At 73.0% G+C, this 21,539-nt stretch carries 15 protein-coding genes and 1 pseudogene; 12 read left to right on the top strand and 4 right to left on the bottom strand.

The genetic code is table 11. From position 1 onward, the window contains the following. Positions 1-88: 88 nt before the first annotated feature. Positions 89-1,894: a 3-hydroxyacyl-CoA dehydrogenase family protein gene (locus N4P33_RS07055; protein WP_260825431.1), complete on the bottom strand. Its 1,806-nt coding sequence runs from the start codon at positions 1,892-1,894 to the stop codon at positions 89-91. A 373-nt stretch (positions 1,895-2,267) separates the two neighbouring features. On the opposite strand from N4P33_RS07055, the gene N4P33_RS07050 reads away from it, so the two are divergent. Beyond that, positions 2,268-2,885, top strand: coding sequence for an adenylosuccinate lyase (locus tag N4P33_RS07050; protein WP_260825430.1), 618 nt, complete (start codon positions 2,268-2,270; stop codon positions 2,883-2,885). 5 nt (positions 2,886-2,890) lie between these two features. On the opposite strand, the gene N4P33_RS07045 is transcribed toward N4P33_RS07050, so the two are convergent. From N4P33_RS07045 to N4P33_RS07035, 3 genes are all read right to left on the bottom strand, one after another. Then, a complete protein-coding gene (locus tag N4P33_RS07045) occupies positions 2,891-3,454 on the bottom strand; it encodes a GNAT family N-acetyltransferase (RefSeq protein WP_399028860.1) in 564 nt (187 codons plus the stop codon). A gap of 99 nt (positions 3,455-3,553) precedes the next feature. Further along, entirely contained in the window at positions 3,554-5,137 is a 1,584-nt protein-coding gene (locus tag N4P33_RS07040; RefSeq protein WP_260825429.1) for an alpha/beta hydrolase, read from the bottom strand. A gap of 171 nt (positions 5,138-5,308) precedes the next feature. Beyond that, positions 5,309-6,346 (bottom strand): Rv2578c family radical SAM protein, encoded by a 1,038-nt coding sequence (locus N4P33_RS07035; protein ID WP_260825428.1) that lies wholly within the window; start codon positions 6,344-6,346, stop codon positions 5,309-5,311. Between the two features lie 171 nt (positions 6,347-6,517). Between N4P33_RS07035 and N4P33_RS07030 the strand changes: the two genes are divergently transcribed. The 11 genes and pseudogenes from N4P33_RS07030 to N4P33_RS06980 form a co-directional block, all read left to right on the top strand. Continuing rightward, the gene (locus tag N4P33_RS07030; RefSeq protein WP_260825427.1) at positions 6,518-6,961 is read left to right on the top strand and encodes an SRPBCC family protein; all 444 of its coding nucleotides are present in this window, start codon (positions 6,518-6,520) and stop codon (positions 6,959-6,961) included. A 155-nt stretch (positions 6,962-7,116) separates the two neighbouring features. Next, on the top strand, positions 7,117-9,519 hold the full coding sequence (locus N4P33_RS07025; protein ID WP_260825426.1) for an MFS transporter: 2,403 nt from the start codon (positions 7,117-7,119) through the stop codon (positions 9,517-9,519). A 153-nt stretch (positions 9,520-9,672) separates the two neighbouring features. Beyond that, positions 9,673-12,216, top strand: a complete 2,544-nt coding sequence (locus tag N4P33_RS07020; RefSeq protein WP_399028854.1) for a SpoIIE family protein phosphatase — start codon at positions 9,673-9,675, stop codon at positions 12,214-12,216. A gap of 147 nt (positions 12,217-12,363) precedes the next feature. Beyond that, complete coding sequence (locus N4P33_RS07015; RefSeq protein ID WP_260825425.1) at positions 12,364-13,089, top strand: class I SAM-dependent methyltransferase; 726 nt, start codon at positions 12,364-12,366, stop codon at positions 13,087-13,089. A gap of 98 nt (positions 13,090-13,187) precedes the next feature. Next, a complete protein-coding gene (locus tag N4P33_RS07010) occupies positions 13,188-14,021 on the top strand; it encodes a M55 family metallopeptidase (RefSeq protein WP_260825424.1) in 834 nt (277 codons plus the stop codon). Continuing rightward, on the top strand, positions 14,014-15,318 hold the full coding sequence (locus tag N4P33_RS07005; protein ID WP_260825423.1) for a M20/M25/M40 family metallo-hydrolase: 1,305 nt from the start codon (positions 14,014-14,016) through the stop codon (positions 15,316-15,318). Before N4P33_RS07010 ends, N4P33_RS07005 begins: the two co-directional genes overlap by 8 nt. Further along, complete coding sequence (locus tag N4P33_RS07000) at positions 15,318-17,291, top strand: LpqB family beta-propeller domain-containing protein (protein WP_260825422.1); 1,974 nt, start codon at positions 15,318-15,320, stop codon at positions 17,289-17,291. Before N4P33_RS07005 ends, N4P33_RS07000 begins: the two co-directional genes overlap by 1 nt. Next, positions 17,288-18,239, top strand: a pseudogene (locus tag N4P33_RS06995) (LD-carboxypeptidase). The gene N4P33_RS07000 and the pseudogene N4P33_RS06995 overlap by 4 nt, the downstream one beginning before the upstream one ends. Positions 18,240-18,280: 41 nt before the next feature. Continuing rightward, positions 18,281-18,847, top strand: a complete 567-nt coding sequence (locus N4P33_RS06990) for a GNAT family N-acetyltransferase (protein ID WP_260825421.1) — start codon at positions 18,281-18,283, stop codon at positions 18,845-18,847. Positions 18,848-18,891: 44 nt separating this feature from the next. Then, entirely contained in the window at positions 18,892-19,791 is a 900-nt protein-coding gene (locus N4P33_RS06985) for an arginase family protein (RefSeq protein ID WP_260825420.1), read from the top strand. 40 nt (positions 19,792-19,831) lie between these two features. After that, a partial coding sequence (locus N4P33_RS06980; protein WP_260825419.1) for a DUF5107 domain-containing protein occupies positions 19,832-21,539 on the top strand: 1,708 nt, incomplete at its 3' end.

The following is a 21,539-nucleotide window of genomic DNA, read 5'->3' as shown; positions in this document are numbered from 1 at the left end:
GGCACTGCGTGCGGCAGGCGGGAACCGGTCGGGATCGAGCAGCCCGCCCCATTCCGCGCCCGCCTGGAACCAGTCGCCCAGGCGCCGCTCAGCGCTTGGCATATTCGCGGAAGCCACGGCCGGTCTTGCGGCCGAGGCAGCCCGCGGCCACCAGATGCTCCAGCAGCGGCGCCGGGGCGAGCCCCGGGTCGCGGAACTCGCGGTGCAGGACCTTCTCGATGGCCAGCGAGACGTCCAGACCGACGACGTCCAGCAGCTCGAACGGGCCCATCGGGTAGCCGCCGCCCAGCTTCATCGCGGCGTCGATGTCGTCGAGGGAGGCGTAGTGCTCCTGGACCATCTTGATCGCGTTGTTGAGGTACGGGAACAGCAGCGCGTTGACGATGAATCCGGCCCGGTCGCCGCAGTCCACGGCGTGCTTGCGGATCTTGCCGCAGACCTCGCGGACGGTCGCGTGCACGTCGTCGGCGGTCAGCACCGTGCGGACCACCTCGACCAGCTTCATCGCCGGCGCGGGGTTGAAGAAGTGCATGCCGATGACGTCCTGCGGGCGCGAGGTGGCGCGGGCGCAGGCGACGACCGGGAGGGAGGAGGTGGTGGTGGCGAGCACCGCGCCCGGCTTGCAGACCTTGTCGAGCGTGGCGAACAGCTGCCGCTTGATCTCCAGGTCCTCGGCGACCGCCTCGACCGCCAGGTCGACATCGGCGAAGTCGTCGTAGGTGCCGGTCGGCCGGATCCGCCCCAGGGTCTCGGCGGCCGCCTCGGCGGTCATCCGGCCCTTGTCGACGGAGCGCGCGAGGGACTTGCCGATCCGGGCCTTGGCGGCCTCGGCCTTCTCCTCGCTGCGCGCGGCGAGCACGACCTCGTAGCCGCCCTTGGCGAAGACCTCGGCGATCCCGGAGGCCATGGTGCCCGAGCCGGCCACACCCACCGAGCGGACCGGACGTCCTGCGGTCAGCGTGCCGCCCTCCAGCGGGGTCAGCGCGTCCCGCACCACCGTGCCGCTGCCGGGTGCCTCGTAGGTGTAGAAGCCGCGGCCCGCCTTGCGGCCCGTCAGGCCCGCCTCGCTGAGCTGCTTGAGGATCGGGGCGGGGGCGTGCAGCCGGTCGTGTGAGGCGGCGTACATGGCCTCCAGGACCGTGCGGGCGGTGTCGATGCCGATCAGGTCGAGCAGCGCCAGCGGGCCCATCGGCAGGCCGCAGCCCAGCCGCATCGCGGCGTCGATGTCCTCGCGGGAGGCGTAGCTGGCCTCGTACATCGCGGCGGCCTGGTTGAGGTAGCCGAACAGCAGCCCGTCGGCGACGAATCCGGGCCGGTCACCGACCGCCACGGGCTCCTTGCCGAGGTCCAGGGCGAGATCGGTGACGGCGCTGACGGCGGCGGGCGCGGTCAGCACCGAGGAGACGATCTCGACCAGCTTCATCGCCGGGGCCGGGTTGAAGAAGTGCATGCCGAGCACCCGCTCGGGGCGGGCGGAGTCGGCGGCGAGCCGGGTCACGGACAGGGCGTTGGTGCCGGTCGCCAGGATCGTCTCCGGCCGCACGATGCCGTCGAGTTCCCGGAAGATCTGCTGCTTGGTCTCGTACGACTCCGGCGCCACCTCGATCACCAGGTCGGCACCGGCCGCCGCGGTGAGCTCGGTGGAGGTGCTGATCCGGGCGAGGAGGCCGGTGCGCTCCTGCTCGGTGAGGCGCCCGCGCTCCACGGCACGGGCGGTGGAGGCCTCCAGGGCGGCGACGCACTTCGCGGCCTGGGCCTCGCTGATGTCGATGCCGACGACCGTGCGGCCGGCCTTGGCGAGGACCTCGGCGATGCCGGTGCCCATCGTGCCGAGGCCGACCACGGCGATGGTCTGGAGCGGGGACAGAGGGGTGTCGGACAGGGGAGTGGCCATCGCGGGACTCCAGGAATGAGGGTGACGACGGGAAACGCGCCCGGGTGCGCCGAGAGGCGCACCGGGTGCGTGCGAAGTGCGGGTGTGAGCCGGGCTGCTAGCGCACACGCCCGGTGCCGTCACGGTCAGGGCGTGCACACGCCCTGCGCCGGCGGCGGGTCCGACCGGCCCTGTCCCGAGGCCGGGTCGTACTGCGGTACACGAAGTACCGAACCGACTGCGTCTCGCGGCGGCTGCGTCACCAAACCACCGCGAGGGGATACGAGTGGGTAACTCGCTCGTCTGAGCTTAACTTGCGGGTAACGAGCGCGCCAGCCCCCGGTGTTTGTGATGTACGTCCCGCGGCGACCCCGCCACCCCTAACCTCTGAGACATGAACGAAGAGTTGCGATCGCTCACGGAACGCTTACGGGCTGAGTCCGGCGGCTCGGCGGCGTACGACCGGCTCGCGGCGACGCAGGACCACGACGCGCTGGCGGCGGTGCTCACCGCGCCCGGACAGCCGCTGTGGGCCCGGGAACTCGCCGCGTTCCGGCTCGCACTGGCCGGGGACCGGCGCGCCTTCGAGACCCTGGTGCTCCTCCTCAACCACCGCGACCCCCCGCGCTGCGCCTCCGCCGCGTACGCGCTGGCCCGCCTCGGCGACCCCCGCACCGCACGGGCGGCCGCCGCCCTCGCCACCAACGAACTGCGCGTCGCCTACGCCCTGCACCCGGTGCGCCTGCTGACCGAACTGCGCGCCCCGGAGTCCGCCCCCGCCCTGATCACCACCCTGCGCCGCCGGCTGCGCCCGCACGACCCGTACCGGCGCGTCGCCCTGGCCTGTGTGGAGGGCCTCGGCACCCTGGCCGACCCGCGGGCCGAAGGCGTCCTCAACGAGGCCCTCGCCCACCCGGCGCTGGCCGAGGCGGCGGTCCAGGCGCTGTCGCGCATCCCCGGGCAGCGGTCCGGGCAGCGGGCCTCCGAGGGGCGGATCCCCGGCCCTCGGTGAGCTGGTCAGCCGCGCAGGTCTCTGACGTACCGCACCTCGGGCACCGTGACCCCGTCCACCTCGAAGGGCTCCTCCGCGCCGTCCGCGGCGAAACCCGCGCGTGCGTAGAAGCGGCGGGCGCGGGTGTTGGCCTTCACCACCCACAGGAGCATGCGGGGACGTCCGGCGCTCGCGCAGCGCCGGACCGCCTCGGTGAGCAGGGCCCGGCCCACGCCGCGCCCGATGTACTCGGGGCGCAGATACAGGGCGTACAACTCGGCGTCCCCGGTGAGCGCCTCGCCGTCCCGGTACGGTCCGAACGCCGCCCAGCCGACGAGCGCTCCGTCACCGCTCTCGGCCACCAGGTTGACCACGAGACCGTCGCTGTGCTCCAGCCGCGCGCGATGCCGCTCCGCGTCCGCCGCCGTGTCGAGTCCGTCGAGATACGCCTGCGGGACCATGCCCCGGTAGGCGTGCCGCCAGCCGCGGACCCGGATCTCCGCGACCGCGTCACAGTCGCCGGCGGTCATGGCACGCAATCGGTACCCGGCTGCCGGTGACATCCGGGCGGAATTGTGCGGCTCGGTCATGGGTCCATCCTGGACCACGGGTCTGACAATGCCCGCCCCCACGGATCGTCAGGTGCTCGGGCGGGACCGTCAGGTGCTCGGGGCGGGATCGTCAGGTGCTCAGCCCCGGAAGCCGAGCAGCCCGTGCAGGGTCGAGCCGCGGGCCGTGCCCGGTGCCGCCTTGGACGCCGACGGCTTCGGCTCGGGCAGCGCCTCGCACTCCGCGTCGGCGTCCCCCTGCCCGCCGCGCGGCACCGTGCCGTCGGTCAGATACGCGGCCAGGTGACGGTCCAGGCAGGCGTTCCCGCTCAGCGTGATGCCGTGGTTCCCGCCGCCCCGCTCGACCACCAGGCTGGACCCCGCCAGCAGATGATGGACCGTGACACCGCCCAGATACGGGGTGGCCGCGTCGTTCGTCGCCTGGAAGAGCAGCGCCGGCGGCAGCTCGTCGTTGGCGATCGGCACCGTCCGCACCGCGTCCGTCGGCCAGAACGCACACGGCGCGTTGTACCAGGCGTTGTTCCAGGCCATGAACGGCGCCTTCTCGTACACCGCCCAGTTGTCCTTGCGCCACTGCTCCCAGTCGCGCGGCCAGCCGGCGTCCCGGCACTCCACGGCCGTGTAGATGCTGTAGCCGTTGTCGCCGTCGGCGTCGATCGCTCCGAAGTTCTCGTACGCCTCGACCAGCGGCGCGTCGTCCCCGTCGTTCACATACGCCGAGAACGCCTCCGCGAGATACGGCCAGTAGCCGTTGTAGTAGCCGCCCGGGACGTAGGTGTCCTCCAGCTCGGCCGCCCCCACCTTGCCGTCGGCCGGCTCCTTCGCCAGGGCCGCGCGCATCGCGTACCACCGCGCCTCGATCCGCTCCGGGTCGGTGCCCAGCCGGTAGTGCGCGTCGTGCCGCGCGACCCAGGCCATGAAGGCGCGGTGCCGGTCGTTGAAGGCGAGGTCCTGGTTGAGGTTGGCGTCGTACCACACCTCTGTGGGATCCACGACCGAGTCCAGCACCAGGCGCCGTACGCGCTGCGGGTACAGCTTGGCGTAGACCGCGCCCAGATAGGTGCCGTAGGAGTAGCCGAAGTAGTTGACCTTCGGCGCGCCCAGCGCCCGCCGGATCACCTCCAGGTCGCGGGCCGCACTGACGGTGTTGATGTACGGCAGCACGTCCGCGTACTTGGAGCGGCAGGACTCGGCGAAGGACTTCACGCGCGCGAGGTTCGCCTCCTCCACCGCGCGGGTCACCGGCACCGGGTCCGGGCGCACCGGGTCGAAGTGCCCCGGCCTGCAGTCCAGGGCCGGGGAACTGGCGCCCACGCCGCGCGGATCGAAGCCGATGACGTCGTACTGGGCCGCCACCCTCTTCGGCAGCGACGAGGCGACGAACCCGGCGAGCGTGCGCCCGCTGCCGCCGGGACCGCCCGGGTTGACCAGCAGCGGGCCCTGGTACTCCTTCGCGGTGTGCGGGACGCGGGACAGCGCCAGGGTGATCGTCCGCCCCTCCGGGTCGGCGTGGTCGAGCGGCACCTTCACCGACGCGCACTGCAGCGTCGGGTAGTCCTCGGTGGCGCACGCCCGCCAGGCGGGCTTCGCCGCACGGAAGGTCCGGTCGGCCTGCGGTGTGCCGGCCTCGGCCGGTACGGCCGTGAGAGCTCCGGCGGCCATGACGACGGCGGCACCGCACAGCACGGCTGCGGGTTTCCTCATGGGTCCTCCCAGGACGGAGGGGCTGCGGACCGCGCGTGTCACGGTCCACGCCGGATCGTCCCGGGAAACGGACCCCTTTCGAACATGTCCGAGCGGTACGTGACCCGATTGGGTCGCCGGATGCGCTCGAATGCGCCGGGCCCGAATGCTCCTGGGGGAGAGTGAGTTGAGTCAGAGGAGAGTGAGCTGAGTCGGCTCGGCAGGCTCCGGCCGGGGCGGCTCGGCGGGCCGGATCCGGCGGGGCATGCCCGCGCGCGTGGGCCCGATGCCGTACTCCTGGGCCAGCTCGTGCACCTGACGGGTGATCCGGCGCTGGTACCACTTCGGGGCGTAGGCGCCCTCCGCGTACAGCCGTTCGTAGCGGCCCACCAGATGCGGATGGTGCCGGGCCAGCCAGGACATGAACCACTCGCGGGCGCCGGGCCGCAGATGCAGCACCAGGGGCGTGACGGAGGTGGCGCCCGAGGCGGCGATCGCGCGCACGGTGGACCTCAGCTGCTCCGGGCGGTCGCTCAGGAAGGGGATCACCGGCGCCATCAGCACCCCGCAGCCGATGCCGGTCTCGCTCAGCGTCCGCACGACCTCCAGCCTGCGCTCCGGTGCCGGTGTGCCCGGTTCCACCGTGCGCCACAGCCCCTCGTCGGTGAAGCCGACCGAGACCGAGATGCCGACGTCGGTCACCTCGGCGGCCTGCCGCAGCAGGTCGAGATCGCGCAGGATCAGCGTGCCCTTGGTGAGGATCGAGAACGGGTTCGCCCGGTCGCGCAGGGCGGTGAGGATGCCCGGCATCAGCCGGTAGCGGCCCTCGGCGCGCTGGTAGCAGTCGACGTTGGTGCCCATCGCTATGTGCTCGCCGTGCCAGCGGCGTGAGGCGAGCTGGCGGCGCAGCAGCTCGGGCGCGTTCACCTTGACCACGATCTGGGAGTCGAAGCCGAGGCCCGTGTCGAGGTCCAGGTAGCTGTGCGTCTTGCGGGCGAAGCAGTACACGCACGCGTGCGTGCAGCCCCGGTAGGGGTTCACCGTCCACTCGAAGGGCATGCGGGAGGCCCCGGGCACCCGGTTGATGATCGAGCGGGCGCGGATCTCGTGGAAGGTGATGCCGCGGAACTCCGGCGTGTCGAAGGTGCGGGTCGTCACCGCCTCCGCGCCGAACAGCGCGGCGTCGGCCCGGCTGTGTTCGGAGTCCACGGTGAGGTTCTCCCAGCGCATGACGCCTCCTCGGTAGCACTGGCCCACAGAATAGAACAAGTGTTCCCTTGATCGTGCGCGTGACATCTTCGGTCACCGAACCGATCAGTTCCGGACCCCCGATTTGGGCGGCCGGGCACGGGGGTGATTGGCTTGCCCCGCCCCTTTGGAACCAGGTGCTGGAGGAATGCGATGGCGCAGGTCGAGGCCACTACGGAGCGGATCGTCGCGGCGGACGCGGAGACGGTGTTCGACGCGCTGGCCGACTACAGCGGCACCCGCGAGAAGCTGCTGCCCGAGCACTTCAGCGAGTACGAGGTCCGCGAGGGCGGCGACGGCGAGGGCACCCTCGTCCACTGGAAGCTCCAGGCCACCAGCAAGCGCGTCCGCGACTGCCTCCTGGAGGTCACCGAGCCCAGCGACGGCGAGCTCGTCGAGAAGGACCGCAACTCCTCCATGGTCACCACCTGGCGCGTCACCCCCGCCGGTGAGGGCAGGTCCCGGGTCGTCGTCACCAGCACCTGGAAGGGCGCCGGCGGCATCGGCGGCTTCTTCGAGAAGACCTTCGCGCCCAAGGGACTCGCCCGCATCTACGACGCGGTGCTCGCCAAGCTCGCCGCCGAGGTCGAGAAGTAGGGCTCCCAAGAGAGCGGAACCGAGGGGACGTTGGTCCCCTCACCGGTTCGGGTGATCTCCTCGCGGTGCCGCCGGGTGCCGTAACTCGTCGCGCTTGCTCGAAGTTGTCGCTTTTACGCGGGAATGGTGCGGCAGCGCGACGAGGGGAGCGGTACGTGGGCGGGATCACCCTGACGAAGGAGGCACCGGTCACGGCTGCCGTGACCGAGGAGCCGCCCCCGCCGCCACCGGAGGCCGGGCCGCCGCTGAGCCCGCGCCGGGTGCGGCTGGTCTTCCTCGCGCTGATGCTGGCGCTGCTGCTCGCCGCGCTGGAACAGATGATCGTCGCCACCGCGCTGCCGAAGATCGTCGGCGAGCTGCACGGCCTGGACAAGATGTCCTGGGCGATCACCGCGTATCTGCTCACCGCCACCATCGGACTGCCGATCTACGGCAAGCTCGGCGACCTGCTCGGCCGCAAGAGCGTCTTCCAGTTCGCCATCGTCGTCTTCGTCATCGGCTCCGCGCTCGCCGGGCGGGCCGAGACGATGGAGCAGCTGATCGCCTTCCGTGCGGTGCAGGGCGTCGGCGCGGGCGGACTGATGATCGGCGTCCAGGCGATCATCGCGGACATCGTGCCCGCCCGGGAACGCGGCCGGTTCATGGGCCTGATCGGCGCCGCCTTCGGCCTCGCGTCCGTCGCCGGACCGCTGCTCGGCGGCTACTTCACCGACTCGCTCACCTGGCGCTGGTGCTTCTACATCAACGTGCCGTTCGGCATTCTCACGCTCGTCGTGGTCGGGCTGGTGCTCAAGCTGCCCAGGCCGGCCGTCCGGCCCCGGCTGGACGTCCTCGGCTGCCTGCTGCTGTCCGCCGGCTCCACCTGCCTGCTGCTGCTGAGCGCGTGGGGCGGCACCGAGTACGCCTGGGACTCGCGGGTCATCCTCTCCCTCGCCGCCGGCGCGGTCGCCTCCGCCGTCCTCTTCCTGGTCGTCGAGCACTTCGCCGTCGAACCCCTCATGCCGCTCAGGCTGTTCCGGGACTCCGTCTTCAACGTCACCTCGCTCGTCGGCCTGGTGATCGGCGTCGCCCTGTTCGGGGCGGCCAGCTATCTGCCGACCTATCTGCAGATGGTCGACGGGGCGTCGGCCACCGAGTCGGGGCTGCTGATGCTGCCCATGATGGCCGGGATCGTCGTCGCCTCGATCGTCTCCGGACAGCTCATCAGCCACAGCGGCCGCTACCGGCGCCACCCCATCCTCGGCTCCGCCCTGTCCGTCCTCGGCATGTGGCTGCTGTCGCACCTCGACACCGACACACCCCGGTTGCACTACAGCATCTGGATGGCCGTCCTCGGCACCGGCATCGGCATGGTGATGCCCGTGCTGATCCTCGCCGTCCAGAACTCGGTGCGCCCCGCCGACCTGGGCACGGCGACCAGCGCCAACAACTACTTCCGGCAGATCGGCGGTTCGGTCGGCGCCGCCGTCTTCGGCACGCTCTTCGCCGACCGGCTCACCGACGCCCTCGCCGAACGCCTGCCCGCCCACGCGGGCGACGGGCTGCCCGACCCGGAGTCGATCACCCCGCAGCTCGTCCACTCGCTGCCGCCCGGCCTGCGCGAGCCCTACATCCAGGCCTACGCCGACGCCATGCCGCGCATCTTCCTCTATCTGGTGCCGGTGCTCGTCCTCGGCCTGCTCATCGCCTTCTTCCTCAAGGAGAAACCACTGGTGTCCCACCACACCCCCCTCGCCGACCCGGCCCAGGAAGCACCGCACGCCTCCGCGCCCGTGCCGCCCGCCCGCACCGCCCACACCGGCGGCATCGCTGTCTGCGGGACCGTCCAGCATCCCGACGGCACGGTCGTCCCGCGCGCGGCGCTCACCCTCATCGACGTCGCCGGGCAGCAGATCGGACGGGGCGCCAGCGGTGAGGACGGGCGGTACGCGCTCGCCACGCCCGGATCGGGGGCGTACGTCCTCATCGCCGCGGCGGGCGGTCACCAGCCGCAGGCCGTGTCCGTCACCGTCGGCGAGCGGCCCGTCGAACTGGACGTCGTCCTCGGCGGCGCGGGGCGCCTCGCGGGCAGTGTCCTCACCGCCGACGGCACGCCCGTGCGCGACGCCACCGTCACGCTCACCAACGTCCACGGCGAGGTCGTCGCCAGTACGCGCAGCGGGCGCGAGGGCGGTTACGTCATCACCGAACTGGTCGCGGGGGAGTACACCCTCGCCGCGAGCGCGCCCGCGTTCCGCCCGGCCGCGCTCCCGGTCACCGTGCAGGCGGCCCGCGAGACCCGTCAGGACGTCGAGCTCGCGGGCGGTGCGGTGCTGCGCGGCACCGTGCGGGCGGGCGGCGGGCGGCCCGTCGAGGACGCGCGCGTGACCCTGCTGGACGCGGCGGGCAACGTCGTCGACACCCTCACCACCGGCCCCGACGGCACCTTCCGCTTCGTCGACCTGTCCTCCGGCGAGTACACCGTCATCGCCGCCGGGTACCCGCCGGTCGCCACCGTCCTCCAGGTCGCCGGGGGCGGCCGCACCGAACGCGACCTGCAACTGGGGCACGAGGACTGAGACCGGCGCCGGGCGGCTCTTCGCGCGGGCACGTGCGCCGGTGTGCGGGCCCCGTGAGCAATTCGCGTATTGCCACACATCGCAACCACGCGTGGCCGTACGGTGGTGACGGCGCTACAGATCTTGCCGAGCCGGGGAGAGAGGGCCTGGGCCATGGACCGTGGCACCGAGCGAAACACACCTGGCAGCGGGGCCGCCGACGGGGGGACGGGGTTCGGGGGAGCCGGTGACGGACGGGTACCTGGGCGTGCCGGTCGCGGGCGGGAACCTGGGCAGGCCGGTGACGGAGCGGCGTTCGGGCAGGGCGGGGCCGGGCGTATCCCGCTGGCCGTTGTCGTGGTGGATCGGGACGGGCTGGTCTCTCACTGGAGCGTCGGGGCGCGGCGGCTGTTCGGGCTTGCCAAGCAGGACGCGATCGGCAGGCCAGCGGTGGATCTGCTGCCCGTCTCCGGTGCCCTGCCCGAGGAACCGCGGGCGGCCCTCTCGTACGGGGCGTACGCCGCCTACGACGGGCTCGGGCCCGATCTGGAGGCCTCCCTCGACCAGGGGCTGTCGTACCCGGCGGCCGGCCGCGCCCGCCTCGCCGTGCCGGGGTCCGATCGCGCCGATGTGCTGTGGTGGGCGTACCCGCTGGTCGGGCCCGGGCCGGAACGCCTGCTGGTGCTCGCCGCCGACGCGCACGCGCTGCACGGCGAGGACACCGGGGAGTTCGAGCGGATCGCCCCCGGATTCGCGCTGCACACCGACTTTCCCGGCGCCGAGGACCTCGCCCGCCGGCTCCCCGAGATCCTGCCCAGCATGAGCGTCGGCGACAGCGCCCGCATCGTCGCGCAGATCCTCGAACTCGGCTATCCCATCCTGGAGTTCAGCCAGAACGACCGGGTGCCGGTCACCCCCGACTGGGGCGTGCCCCGGCGCGCGGAGCGCAGGGCGCGCCGGGAGCGCGCGGCGCGGGCGCTCGCCGCAGGTGAGCCGGTGCCCGAGGACCTGTGGGACGAGGAGGGCGAGGATCTCGAGTACGCGGCCGTCCGTGAACGCCTGGAGTTCCTCAACGAGGTCAGCTCTCGCATCGGCACCTCCCTCGATCTGTCCCGCACCATCGCCGAGGTCAGCAAGGCGGTCGTGCCCCGCTTCACCGACGTCGCCGGCACCTATCTGCGCGAACAGGTCGTCGCCGGTGAGGGGTTCGACGAGGGCGTGCCGGACACCACCACCATGTGGCACCGGGTCGCCGTGGAGCACACCGACGAGCCGGGCCGCTGGGACGACGTCGTGCCGGTCGGCGAGGCGATGCCCTTCCCCGCGCACACCCCGTTCTTCCAGTGCATGACCACCGGCGAACCCGTGCTGGTGCCGCGCATCAGCGAGGAGATGGGCCACGCGATCGCCTCGCAGTTCGAGAAACGTGACATCCGCCCGCTGATCACCGGCCGGTCCATGCTGGTCGTGCCGCTGAAGGCGCGCAATGTCGTGCTCGGCTTCATGATCCTGCTGCGTCACCCGGAGCGGCCGGTCTTCAACGACATGGACCGCGTCACCGGCGCCGAACTCGCCGCCCGCGCGGGCCTCGTGCTCGACAACGCACGCATGTACACCCACCAGGAGAACGTCGCCGAGACGCTCCAGGACAGCATGCTGCCGCACATCCCGCCGCACCGGGTCGGCTGCGACATCGCCACCCGCTATCTGCCGGGCACGCTGCTCGGCCGCGTCGGCGGTGACTGGTTCGACTCGGTGAAGCTGCCCGGCGCCCGCACCGCGTTCGTCGTCGGCGACGTCATGGGCCACGGCCTGAACTCCGCCGCCATGATGGGCCAGTTGCGCACGGCCGTGCAGACCATGGCCGCGCTCGACCTGCCGCCCGCACAGCTGCTGCGCAACCTCGACGACCTCGCCCAGCGGCTCGGCGACAGCTACCTCGCCACCTGCCTGTACGCCGTCTACGACCCGATCGCGGGCGAACTGCAGCTCGCCAACGCCGGTCACATCCCGCCCGTCCTGGTCCGCGCCGCGGACGGCCGCAGCGAACTGCTGGAGTTGCCCACCGGTGCGCCCATCGGCGTCGGCGGGGTGCCCTTCGAGGCGGTACGCGTACGCGTGGAGCCCGGCGACCGGCTGGTGATGTGCACGGACGGGCTGGTCGAGGTGCGCGGGGAGGACATCGGTGTCCGGCTGGCCACCCTGTGCGAGTCCGCCGCCCACCCGGCCGCCTCCATGGACGACGCCTGCGACACGATCATCCGCGCGCTCAACACCCGTGGCGGCCGCAAGGACGACGTGGCGCTGCTGATGGCCCGGCTCGGCGGCATCGAGCCGGACGACGTCGCCGAATGGCGGCTCGCCCTCGATCCGGCCGAGGTCGGCAGGGCCCGCGCGGCGGTCCGAGAGCAACTGCACACATGGGGGCTGCCGGGCCTCACCGACCACGCCGAGCTGTTGGCGGGCGAGCTCGTCACCAACGCCGTACGGCACTCGCACGCGCGGCCCGTCGCCCTGCGGCTGGTGCGCGGGGACACCCTGCTGTGCGAGGTGGAGGACGACGACCACGAACTGCCCACGCTGGTCTCCGCCCGCCCGACGGACGAGTCCGGGCGGGGCCTGAAGGTGGTCAGCACCCTCGCCAGGGAGTGGGGCGCGAGCCACACGAAGACGGGCAAGACCGTGTGGTTCGAGCTGACATTGCCCCGCCGCCGCTGACGGATCCGCCGAGGGGCGTGACGGCGCGTTCCGGGGCGCACATGCCGTGAAGGTGTGCGCCGTGCGCTTGTCCGGGCGGGCCGGGCGCGATACACCGTACTGGCCCGTCGGTTGAGCGGATCCGCTACGCACCCTGGGGAGTTGGGCATGAGCGTGACCAGTCGGTACCGGGAGGCCTGGGAGGGCTTCTGGCGCGAGGCACCGGACGAGCAGGGGGCCGTGCTCTGGGACGCGGAGCCCGTCCTGACCGTCGCCCGGCATCTCGCCCTGTTCGAACCGCATCTTTCCGACCCCGGTCTGCCCCTGGTGGATCTCGGCTGCGGCAACGGCACCCAGACCCGCTTCCTCGCCGACCGCTTCCCGCACGTGCTGGGCGCCGACCTGTCCGCCGCCGCCCTGGACCACGCGCGCACCGCCGACCCGGCCGGACAGGCCGCCTACCGGCAGCTGGACGCCGCCGACAAGAGCGCGACCCAGGCCCTGCACGCGGAACTGGGCGACGCCAACGTCTATGTGAGGGGCCTGCTGCACCAGTGCGACCCCGACGACCGTCAGCCCGTGGCCGACGGCATCGCGACCCTGCTCGGCGACCGGGGACGCGCCTTCCTCGTCGAGCCCTCCCAGGCCGCCGGCGCGCTCCTGAAGGACCTGGCGACCTCGCCGTCCGGTCCGCCGGCCAAGCTCGAACCGGTCCTGCGGCACGGCATCGCCCCCGCCGCCGTGGCCGACACGGCCGTGCCCGAGTTCCTCACCGCGGCCGGCCTGGCCGTCCTGGCGAGCGGCACCCTGCCCCTCGTCACCACCGAGCACGCCCCCGACGGCACCCGCATCGAACTTCCGTCGCGGTGGTACGTGACGGGACGCGCCGGGTAGTCCCAGGCAGACGGCCCGCCGACCGGCATTGGTCTGGGCCGGTGAGAGTTATCCACAGGCCTGGCCGCGGTTCGGCGGGAGCACGTAGCGTGTGCCGCATGAAGATCCTCATCAGCGCCGACATGGAGGGCGCCACCGGTGTCACCTGGCCGGCCGATGTGCTGCCGGGGACGCCGCAGTGGGAGCGGTGCCGGGCGATGTTCACCTCCGACGTCAACGCCGCCGTGCTGGGGTTCCTCGACGGCGGCGCGGACGAGGTGCTGATCAACGAGGCGCACTGGACGATGCGCAACCTGCTGCTGGAACAGCTCGACGAGCGGGCGCAGATGCTCACCGGCCGGCACAAGTCGCTGTCCATGGTGGAGGGCGTGCAGCACGGCGACGTGGACGGCATCGCCTTCGTCGGCTACCACGCGGGCGCCGGCATGGAGGGCGTCCTGGCGCACACGTACCTCGCCAACTCCATCACCGGCGTCTGGCTGAACGACGTACGCGCGAGCGAGGGCATGCTGAACGCCGCCGTGGTCGCCGAGTACGGGGTGCCGGTGGTGCTGGTCACCGGCGACGACGTGGCCTGCGAGGACGCGCTCGGGTACGCGCCCGAGGCGCTGAAGGTCGCCGTCAAGGACCATGTGTCCCGGTACGCGGCGGTGTGCCGCACCCCGGCGAGAACGGCCACCGACATCCGGGCGGCGGCGAAGGAGGCGGCGGCGCTGGCGGTGCGTCACGCGCCCGTGCAGGCGGGGCCGTTCACCGTCGCGGTGGAGTTCGACGCCGAGCATCTGGCGATGGCCGCCACCGTCGTGCCGGGTGTGCAGAGGATCGGGGAGCGGAAGGTGGCGTACACCAGCGGGACCATGTACGACGGCATCCGCACGTTCAAGGCGGTCACCACGATCGCCTCGGCCGCGGTGGAGGAGCAGTATGGCTGACGAGCTGTCCCTGGACGAGGTCGTGACGTTCACGTCCGAGCTCATCCGGATCGACACGACCAACCGGGGCGGCGGGGACTGCCGGGAGCGGCCCGCCGCCGAGTACGCCGCCGCCAGGCTCGCCGAGGCCGGTCTCGAACCGGTGCTGCTCGAGCGCACCCCGGGCCGGACCAATGTCGTCGCGCGCATCGAGGGCCGCGATCCCTCGGCGGACGCGCTGCTGGTGCACGGTCATCTGGACGTCGTACCCGCCGAGGCCGCCGACTGGAGCGTGCACCCGTTCTCCGGGGAGGTGCGCGACGGGGTGGTCTGGGGCCGGGGCGCGGTCGACATGAAGAACATGGACGCGATGATCCTTGCCGTGGTGCGGGCCTGGGCCCGCGAGGGCGTCAGGCCCCGGCGGGACATCGTCGTCGCGTTCACCGCGGACGAGGAGGCCAGCGCCGAGGACGGTTCGGGCTTCCTCGCCGACCGGCACGCCGCGCTGTTCGAGGGCTGCACGGAGGGCGTCAGCGAGTCGGGCGCCTTCACCTTCCACGACGGCCAGGGACGGCAGCTCTACCCGATCGCGGCCGGTGAGCGCGGCACGGCCTGGCTGAAGCTCACCGCGCGGGGCCGCGCCGGGCACGGCTCCAAGGTCAACGGCGACAACGCGGTCACCCGGCTCGCCGCCGCAGTCGCCCGCATCGGCGAGCACGAGTGGCCGCTGCGGCTCACCCCGACCGTCCGCGCCGCCCTCACCGAACTCGCCGCGCTCTACGGCATCGAGACGGACCTCTCGGACGTGGACGCCCTGCTGGACAAGCTCGGCACCGCGGGGAAGATCGTCGAGGCCACCGTCCGCAACAGCGCCAACCCGACGATGCTGGACGCCGGTTACAAGATCAATGTGATTCCGGGGGAGGCCGTGGCGTTCGTGGACGGCCGGTATCTGCCCGGCTGCGAGGAGGAGTTCCGCGCCACGCTCGACCGGCTCACCGGGCCGGACGTCGACTGGGAGTTCCAGCACCGCGAGGTGGCGCTGCAGGCGCCGGTGGACTCGCCGACGTACGCGCGGATGCGGGCCGCCGTCGAGGAGTTCGCGCCCGAGGGGCATGTCGTGCCGTTCTGCATGTCGGGCGGCACCGACGCCAAGCAGTTCTCGCGGCTGGGCATCACCGGGTACGGGTTCGCGCCGCTGAAGCTGCCGCAGGACCTCGACTACCAGGCCCTCTTCCACGGCGTCGACGAGCGCGTCCCCGTCGAGGCGCTCCGGTTCGGGGTCCGTGTGCTGGACCGGTTCCTGAGGACGGCCTGATGCACGTGGAGGAGCAGGTGCGCACTCTGGCGTACGGCGCGTGGCCCTCGCCGATCGACGCGGCGCTGGCCGCCTCGCGCGACGGCAGCCCCGAGTTCGTGGGATTCGTCGGCGACGAGGTGTGGTGGACCGAGCCCCGCCCCAGCGAGCAGGGCCGGCGCACCCTGGTGCGGCGGCGGGCGGACGGCACGCAGGAGTCGGTTCTGCCGCCGCCGTGGAACGTGCGCAGCCGGGTCATGGAGTACGGCGGCGCACCCTGGGCCGGTTTCCTGCACGACGGCGGGCCGCTCGTGGTGTTCGTGAACTTCGCCGACCAGCGCCTGTACCGCTACGAGCCCGGCGGCGAGCCGCACCCGCTCACCCCCGTGTCCCGCTCCGGGCCGGGGCTGCGCTGGGCCGAGCCGACGCTGCTGCCTGAGCGCGGCGAGGTGTGGTGCGTCCTGGAGGAGCACACCGGCGACGGACCCGACGATGTGCGCCGCGTCGTGGCCGCCGTCCCGCTGGACGGTTCGGCCGCCGAGGACCGGGCAGCCGTGCGGGAACTCACCGACGACCGGCACCGGTTCGTCACCGGGCCGCGGATCTCGCCCGACGGGACGCGCGCCGCCTGGCTGGCGTGGGACCATCCGCGCATGCCGTGGGACGGCACCGAACTGCTCGTCGCCGAGATCGCCCCCGACGGCACCCTGCCCGATCCGCGCACCGTCGCCGGCGGGCCCGAGGAGTCGATCCCCCAGGCCGACTGGGACCACGACGGGCGGCTGCTGTACGTCAGCGACCGCACCGGCTGGTGGAACCTCTACCGGGACGGCGCTCCCCTGTGCCCGCGCGAGGAGGAGTTCGGCGGGCCGCTGTGGAAGCTGGGATGGCGCTGGTTCGCGCCGCTGGACAGCGGACTGATCGCCGTGGTGCACGGCCGCGGCGCCACCCGCCTCGGCATACTCGACCCGGAGACCGGCGAGGTCGCCGACGCCGCCGGAGACTGGACGGAGTTCTCGCCCACCCTCGCCGCGCTCGGCGAGCGGATCGTCGCTGTCGGGGCGAGCCCGCGCAGCGCCCCCGAGGTGGTGGAGCTGGACGCGAAGACCGGCCGCGCCCGGGTCATCGGCGCCGAACACCACGACGCCGTGGACCCCGCCCACTACCCCGACCCGGTGACCCGCACCTTCACCGGCCCGGACGGCCGCGAGATCCACGCCCACGTGTACCCGCCCCACAACCCCGGCTGCGCGGCGCCCGAGGGCGAGAAGCCCCCGTACGTGATCTGGGCGCACGGCGGGCCCACCAGCAGGGTGCCGCTGGTGCTGGACCTGGAGATCGCCTACTTCACCTCGCGCGGCATCGGCGTCGCCGAGGTCAACTACGGCGGTTCCACCGGATACGGGCGCGCCTACCGCGAGCGGCTGCGCGAACAGTGGGGCGTGGTCGACGTCGAGGACTGCGCCGCCGTCGCGCGGGCCCTCGCCGCGGAGGGCACCGCCGACCCGGCACGCCTCGCCGTCCGCGGCGGCAGCGCCGGTGGCTGGACCACGGCCGTCTCGCTCACCACGACCGACGTCTACGCCTGCGGCACGATCCTCTACCCGGTGCTCGACCTCGCCGGCTGGGGGCCGGGTGAGACCCATGACTTCGAGTCCCGGTACCTGGAGAGCCTGATCGGCCCGCGCGCAGAAGTCCCCGACCGGTACGAGCGGCGCTCGCCCCTCGCGCACGCCGGCCGGCTCACCGCGCCTTTCCTGATGCTGCAGGGCCTCGACGACGTGATCTGCCCTCCCGTGCAGTGCGAGCGGTTCCTCGCCCGGGTCGCGGGCAGCGGGGTGCCGCACGCGTACCTCACCTTCGAGGGCGAGGGGCACGGCTTCCGCCGGGCGGAGACCATGGTGCGCACCCTGGAGGCGGAACTGGCCCTGTACGCCCAGGTGTTCGGGCTGAGTCCACAGGGCGGCGTTCCGCCCCTGGAGCTGACCCGATGAACCGAGTCGAGCCGCTGCGGCGGCCGCCCCGTCTCGCCCCCGGCGCCCGGGTGGCCGTCGTCGCGCCCAGCGGGCCCATCCCCGAGGAGCGGCTCCAGGCCGGGCTCGATGTGCTGCGCGGCTGGGACCTCGACCCTGTGGTGGCCCCCCATGTCCTGGACCGGCACAGCGAGTTCGGGTATCTGGCGGGCAGCGACACCGACCGGGCCGCCGACCTCCAGGCCGCCTGGTGCGATCCGTCCGTCGACGCGGTGATCTGCGCGCGCGGCGGTGATCTGCGCGCGCGGCGGCTACGGCGCGCAGCGCATGGTCGACCTGCTCGACTGGGCGGCGATGCGGGCGGCCGGGCCGAAGGTGTTCGTCGGGTTCAGCGACATCACCGCCCTGCACGAGGCGTTCGCCACCCGCCTCGGCCTGGTCACCCTGCACGGGCCGATGGCGGCGGGCGCCGACTTCGTCAAGAGCACGCGCGCGCAGGAACACCTCCGGGCCACCCTGTTCGCGCCCGAGACGGTCCGGACCATCGTCTCCGACGGCACCGCGCTGGTCCCCGGCCGGGCGCGCGGCGTCACCCTCGGCGGCTGCCTGAGCCTGCTCGCCGCCGACCTCGGCACCCCGCACGCGAGACCGTCCGCGCGGGGCGGGCTGCTGTGCCTGGAGGACGTGGGGGAGGAGACGTACCGCCTCGACCGCTACCTCACCCAGCTGCTGCGAGCCGGCTGGCTGGACGGCGTCGCCGGACTGCTGCTCGGGTCCTGGGCGCAGTGCGAGCCGTACGACGGGCTGCGGGCGCTGCTCGCCGACCGGCTGGGCGGGCTCGGCGTGCCCGTGGCCGAACAGTTCGGGTTCGGCCACTGCGAGGACGCGCTCACCGTCCCCTTCGGCGTGGCGGCCGCGCTCGACACCGAGGCGGGGACGCTGACGCTGGACGAGCCGGCGCTGAGCTGAGCGGGCCGCCGGGCCGGGCGGCGGCGTCGTAGGGTGGCAGGATGCCGCAGGACGCCTCCCGCCACCTCGCCGAAGGGCCCCGCGTGGGCATACGCCACTTCACCTACGCGGACGGCGCCGAGTTCACCGCCCGCGCCCGGGAGAGCAAGGACCTGCACCATCCGTGGCTGTTCCCGCCCGACAGCGCCGCCGCGTACGCCGCGTACGCGGGGCGGCTGATCGAGGACCCGACGAAGGCCGGGTTCCTGGTCTGCGAGAAGGACGCCGACGGGGCGATCGCCGGATTCATCAACATCAACAACATCGTCGAGGGCGGCTTCCTCAGCGGTGCGCTCGGTTACGGCGCCTCCGCGCACGCCGCCGGGCGCGGGCTGATGCGTGAGGGTCTCGACCTCGTCGTGCGGTACGCCTTCGGGCCCATGGGGCTGCACCGGCTGGAGATCAACGTGCAGCCCACCAACGCCGCCTCCATCGCCCTGGCGCGCGCCTGCGGCTTCCGCCTGGAGGGCTTCTCGCCGAACCTGCTCTTCATCGACGGCGCCTGGCGCGACCACGAACGCTGGGCGATCACCAAGGAGATGCTGAGGACGGCCGGAAAGCGAACCTGACAGGTCGTTGAATGTGAAACACCTTGTCGGTCAGGATGATCCCCATGCGGAACATCGTCGTGGTGGACGCCCCCTCCAACCTGGGCCTGCGTCCGCCCGCCCCCGGTACCGTCCCCGGCTGCTACAAGCTCGCAGGGGCCCTTCGGGAGCAGCGTATCGTGCAGCGTCTGAACGCCCTGGAGGGCGGGGTGGTGGTGCCGCCGCGCTACGACCGGGGCGACTGGCAGGAGGGCGACGGCGTCTTCAACGCGGCCGCCCTCGCCTCCTACACGCGCAGACTCGCCGACCGGGTGGAGCACCATGTGCGCGCCGGTGACCTGCCCGTCGTCCTCGGCGGGGACTGTTCCGTCCAGCTCGGCGCCTCGCTCGCCCTGCGCCGCATCGGGAGGTACGGGCTGGTCGCCGTGGACGCCTCCCCGGACTTCCGGCACCCCGGCAACTCCGGCCACGTCGGCGCCGCCGGCGGCGAGGAGGTCGCGCTGGCCACCGGGCGCGGGCAGCAGGACCTCACCGACCTGGAGGGGCTGCGGCCGTATCTGCGCGACGAGGACGTGCGGTTCCTCGGCGTGCGCGACTACTTCGAGGACGAGCGCGCCGAACTCGCCGCGCTGAAGATCCCCGTCGTCACCGTCGGCGACCTGCGCGCATGGGGTGCCGACGACCTCGCCCGCGCCACCGCCCAGTCCTATGCGGCGCCCGGGCTCGACGGCTTCTGGGTCCACCTGGACGCCGACGTGCTCGACCCGGCCGTCATGCCCGCCGTCGACAGCCCCGACCCGGACGGGCTGCAGCCCGGTGAACTCGTCGCCGTGCTGCGGCCGTTGCTCAACTCGCCGCACTGCGTGGGACTCACCGTCACCATCTACGACCCCGACCTCGACCCGGACGGCACGGCAGGGGCGCTGCTCGCCGACATCGTGGTCTCCGCCTTTGCGCAATCCTGACCGGCGGCGCCCCTGTTCAGGGGCCGCGCACGCGGTTTCCATGGGGAGCGTGACGACGATCCGATGCGCGACGCCGACCCTGCCCGCCGCAGACCTCGGCCCCGACAACCCGCTGCCACCGCTGCGGCCCCTCGACGAGACGCACCGCATCGAGGACCGCGACAAGGAGGAACTGCCGCGCGACATGGCCCGGCAGATCGGCTACGCACCCCTGCGCAGCCTGCTGCCGGTCCGTGTCCGCGACGGCTACGAGCGCCTGCGCGAGCCCCGGACGCTCGACACGCTCGTCATCGAGAACGACCGGCTGCGGGCCACCGTGCTGCCCGCCCTCGGCGGCCGGATCGCCTCCCTCGTCCACAAGCCCAGCCAACGCGAACTCCTCTACCGCAACCCGGTGTTCCAGCCCGCCGACTTCGCACTGAACGGCGCCTGGTTCTCCGGCGGCATCGAGTGGAACATCGGCGCCACCGGTCACACCACCCTGTCCTGCGCGCCCGTGCACGCCGCCCGCGTCCCCGCCCCCGACGGCGGCGAGATGCTGCGACTGTGGGAGTGGGAGCGGCTGCGCGACCTGCCCTTCCAGGTCGACCTGTGGCTGCCGGACGGCTCCGACTTCCTGTACGTCGGCGTCCGGATCCGCAACCCGCACGAGACACCGGTGCCCACGTACTGGTGGTCCAACATCGCGGTCCCCGAGGAGCGCCGGATCCTCGCACCCGCCGAGGAGGCCTGGCACTTCGGCTACGAGCATCGGCTGCGCAGGGTGCCCGTGCCGGTGTACGACGGGGTCGACCGGACGCATCCGCTCAACAGCACGTACCCCGCCGACTACTTCTACGAGGTGCCCGAGGAGCGGCGGCGCTGGATCGCCGCCCAGGGGGCCGACGGTCACGGGCTCGTCCAGACCTCGACCGATGCGCTGCGCGGCCGGAAGCTGTTCGTGTGGGGCACCGGGCCGGGCGGGCGGCGCTGGCAGGAGTGGCTCACCGAGCCCGGTACCGGCGGCTACTGCGAGATCCAGGCGGGCCTCGCCCGCACCCAGCTGGAGCACGTCCGCATCGAGCCCGAGAGCGAGGTGTCCTGGCTGGAGGCGTACGGGCCGTTCGAGACACCGCCCGAGGGGGAGTGGCGGGAGGTGCTGGACGAGGCGGAGCGGCGACTGGAGGCCGTGCTGCCGCGCGGCGATGTCGACGCCGCCCACGCGGCCTGGCAGGCGTACGCCGATGCCGAGCCCGGCGAGCGGCTGGCCACCGGCTCGGGGTGGGGCGCGCTGGAGGTGCTGCGCGCCGGGTGGAAGCTCCCGGGGACGCCCTTCGAGGAGCACACGATCGGGGAGGAGCAGGCACCCTGGCTGCACCTGCTGCGGGCGGGGTCCCTGCCGGAGCCGGACGGCGTACGGCCGCCCGGTGCCACGCTCGTCGCGCGGCACTGGCGGGACATGCTGGAGACGGCCCCCGCGACCGGACTCACCGAGTACCACCTCGGCGTCGCCCAGTGGCACGCCGGCGACCGCGCCCAGGCCGTGCGCAGCTGGGAACGCGGGCTGCGCGCAGACGGGCCCACCTGGCCGCACCTGCGCTGCCTCGCGGTCGCCGACCAGGAGGACCGGCACCCGGAGCGGGCGGCGGACCGGTACGCGGAGTCTTTCGGCGAGCTGTGCCGGGAGCGCGACGCGGCGCAGGAACTCGACGCCGCCGTCGCCGCGCTGGGCCGGGAGGCGATCGAGGCGCTGCTCGCCGTGGGGCGGG

The organism is Streptomyces sp. 15-116A (genome assembly GCF_025290915.1).
Classification (GTDB): domain Bacteria; phylum Actinomycetota; class Actinomycetes; order Streptomycetales; family Streptomycetaceae; genus Streptomyces.
Note: the sequence above shows the minus strand (reverse complement) of the source record. Positions and strands in the feature narration are given on the sequence as shown.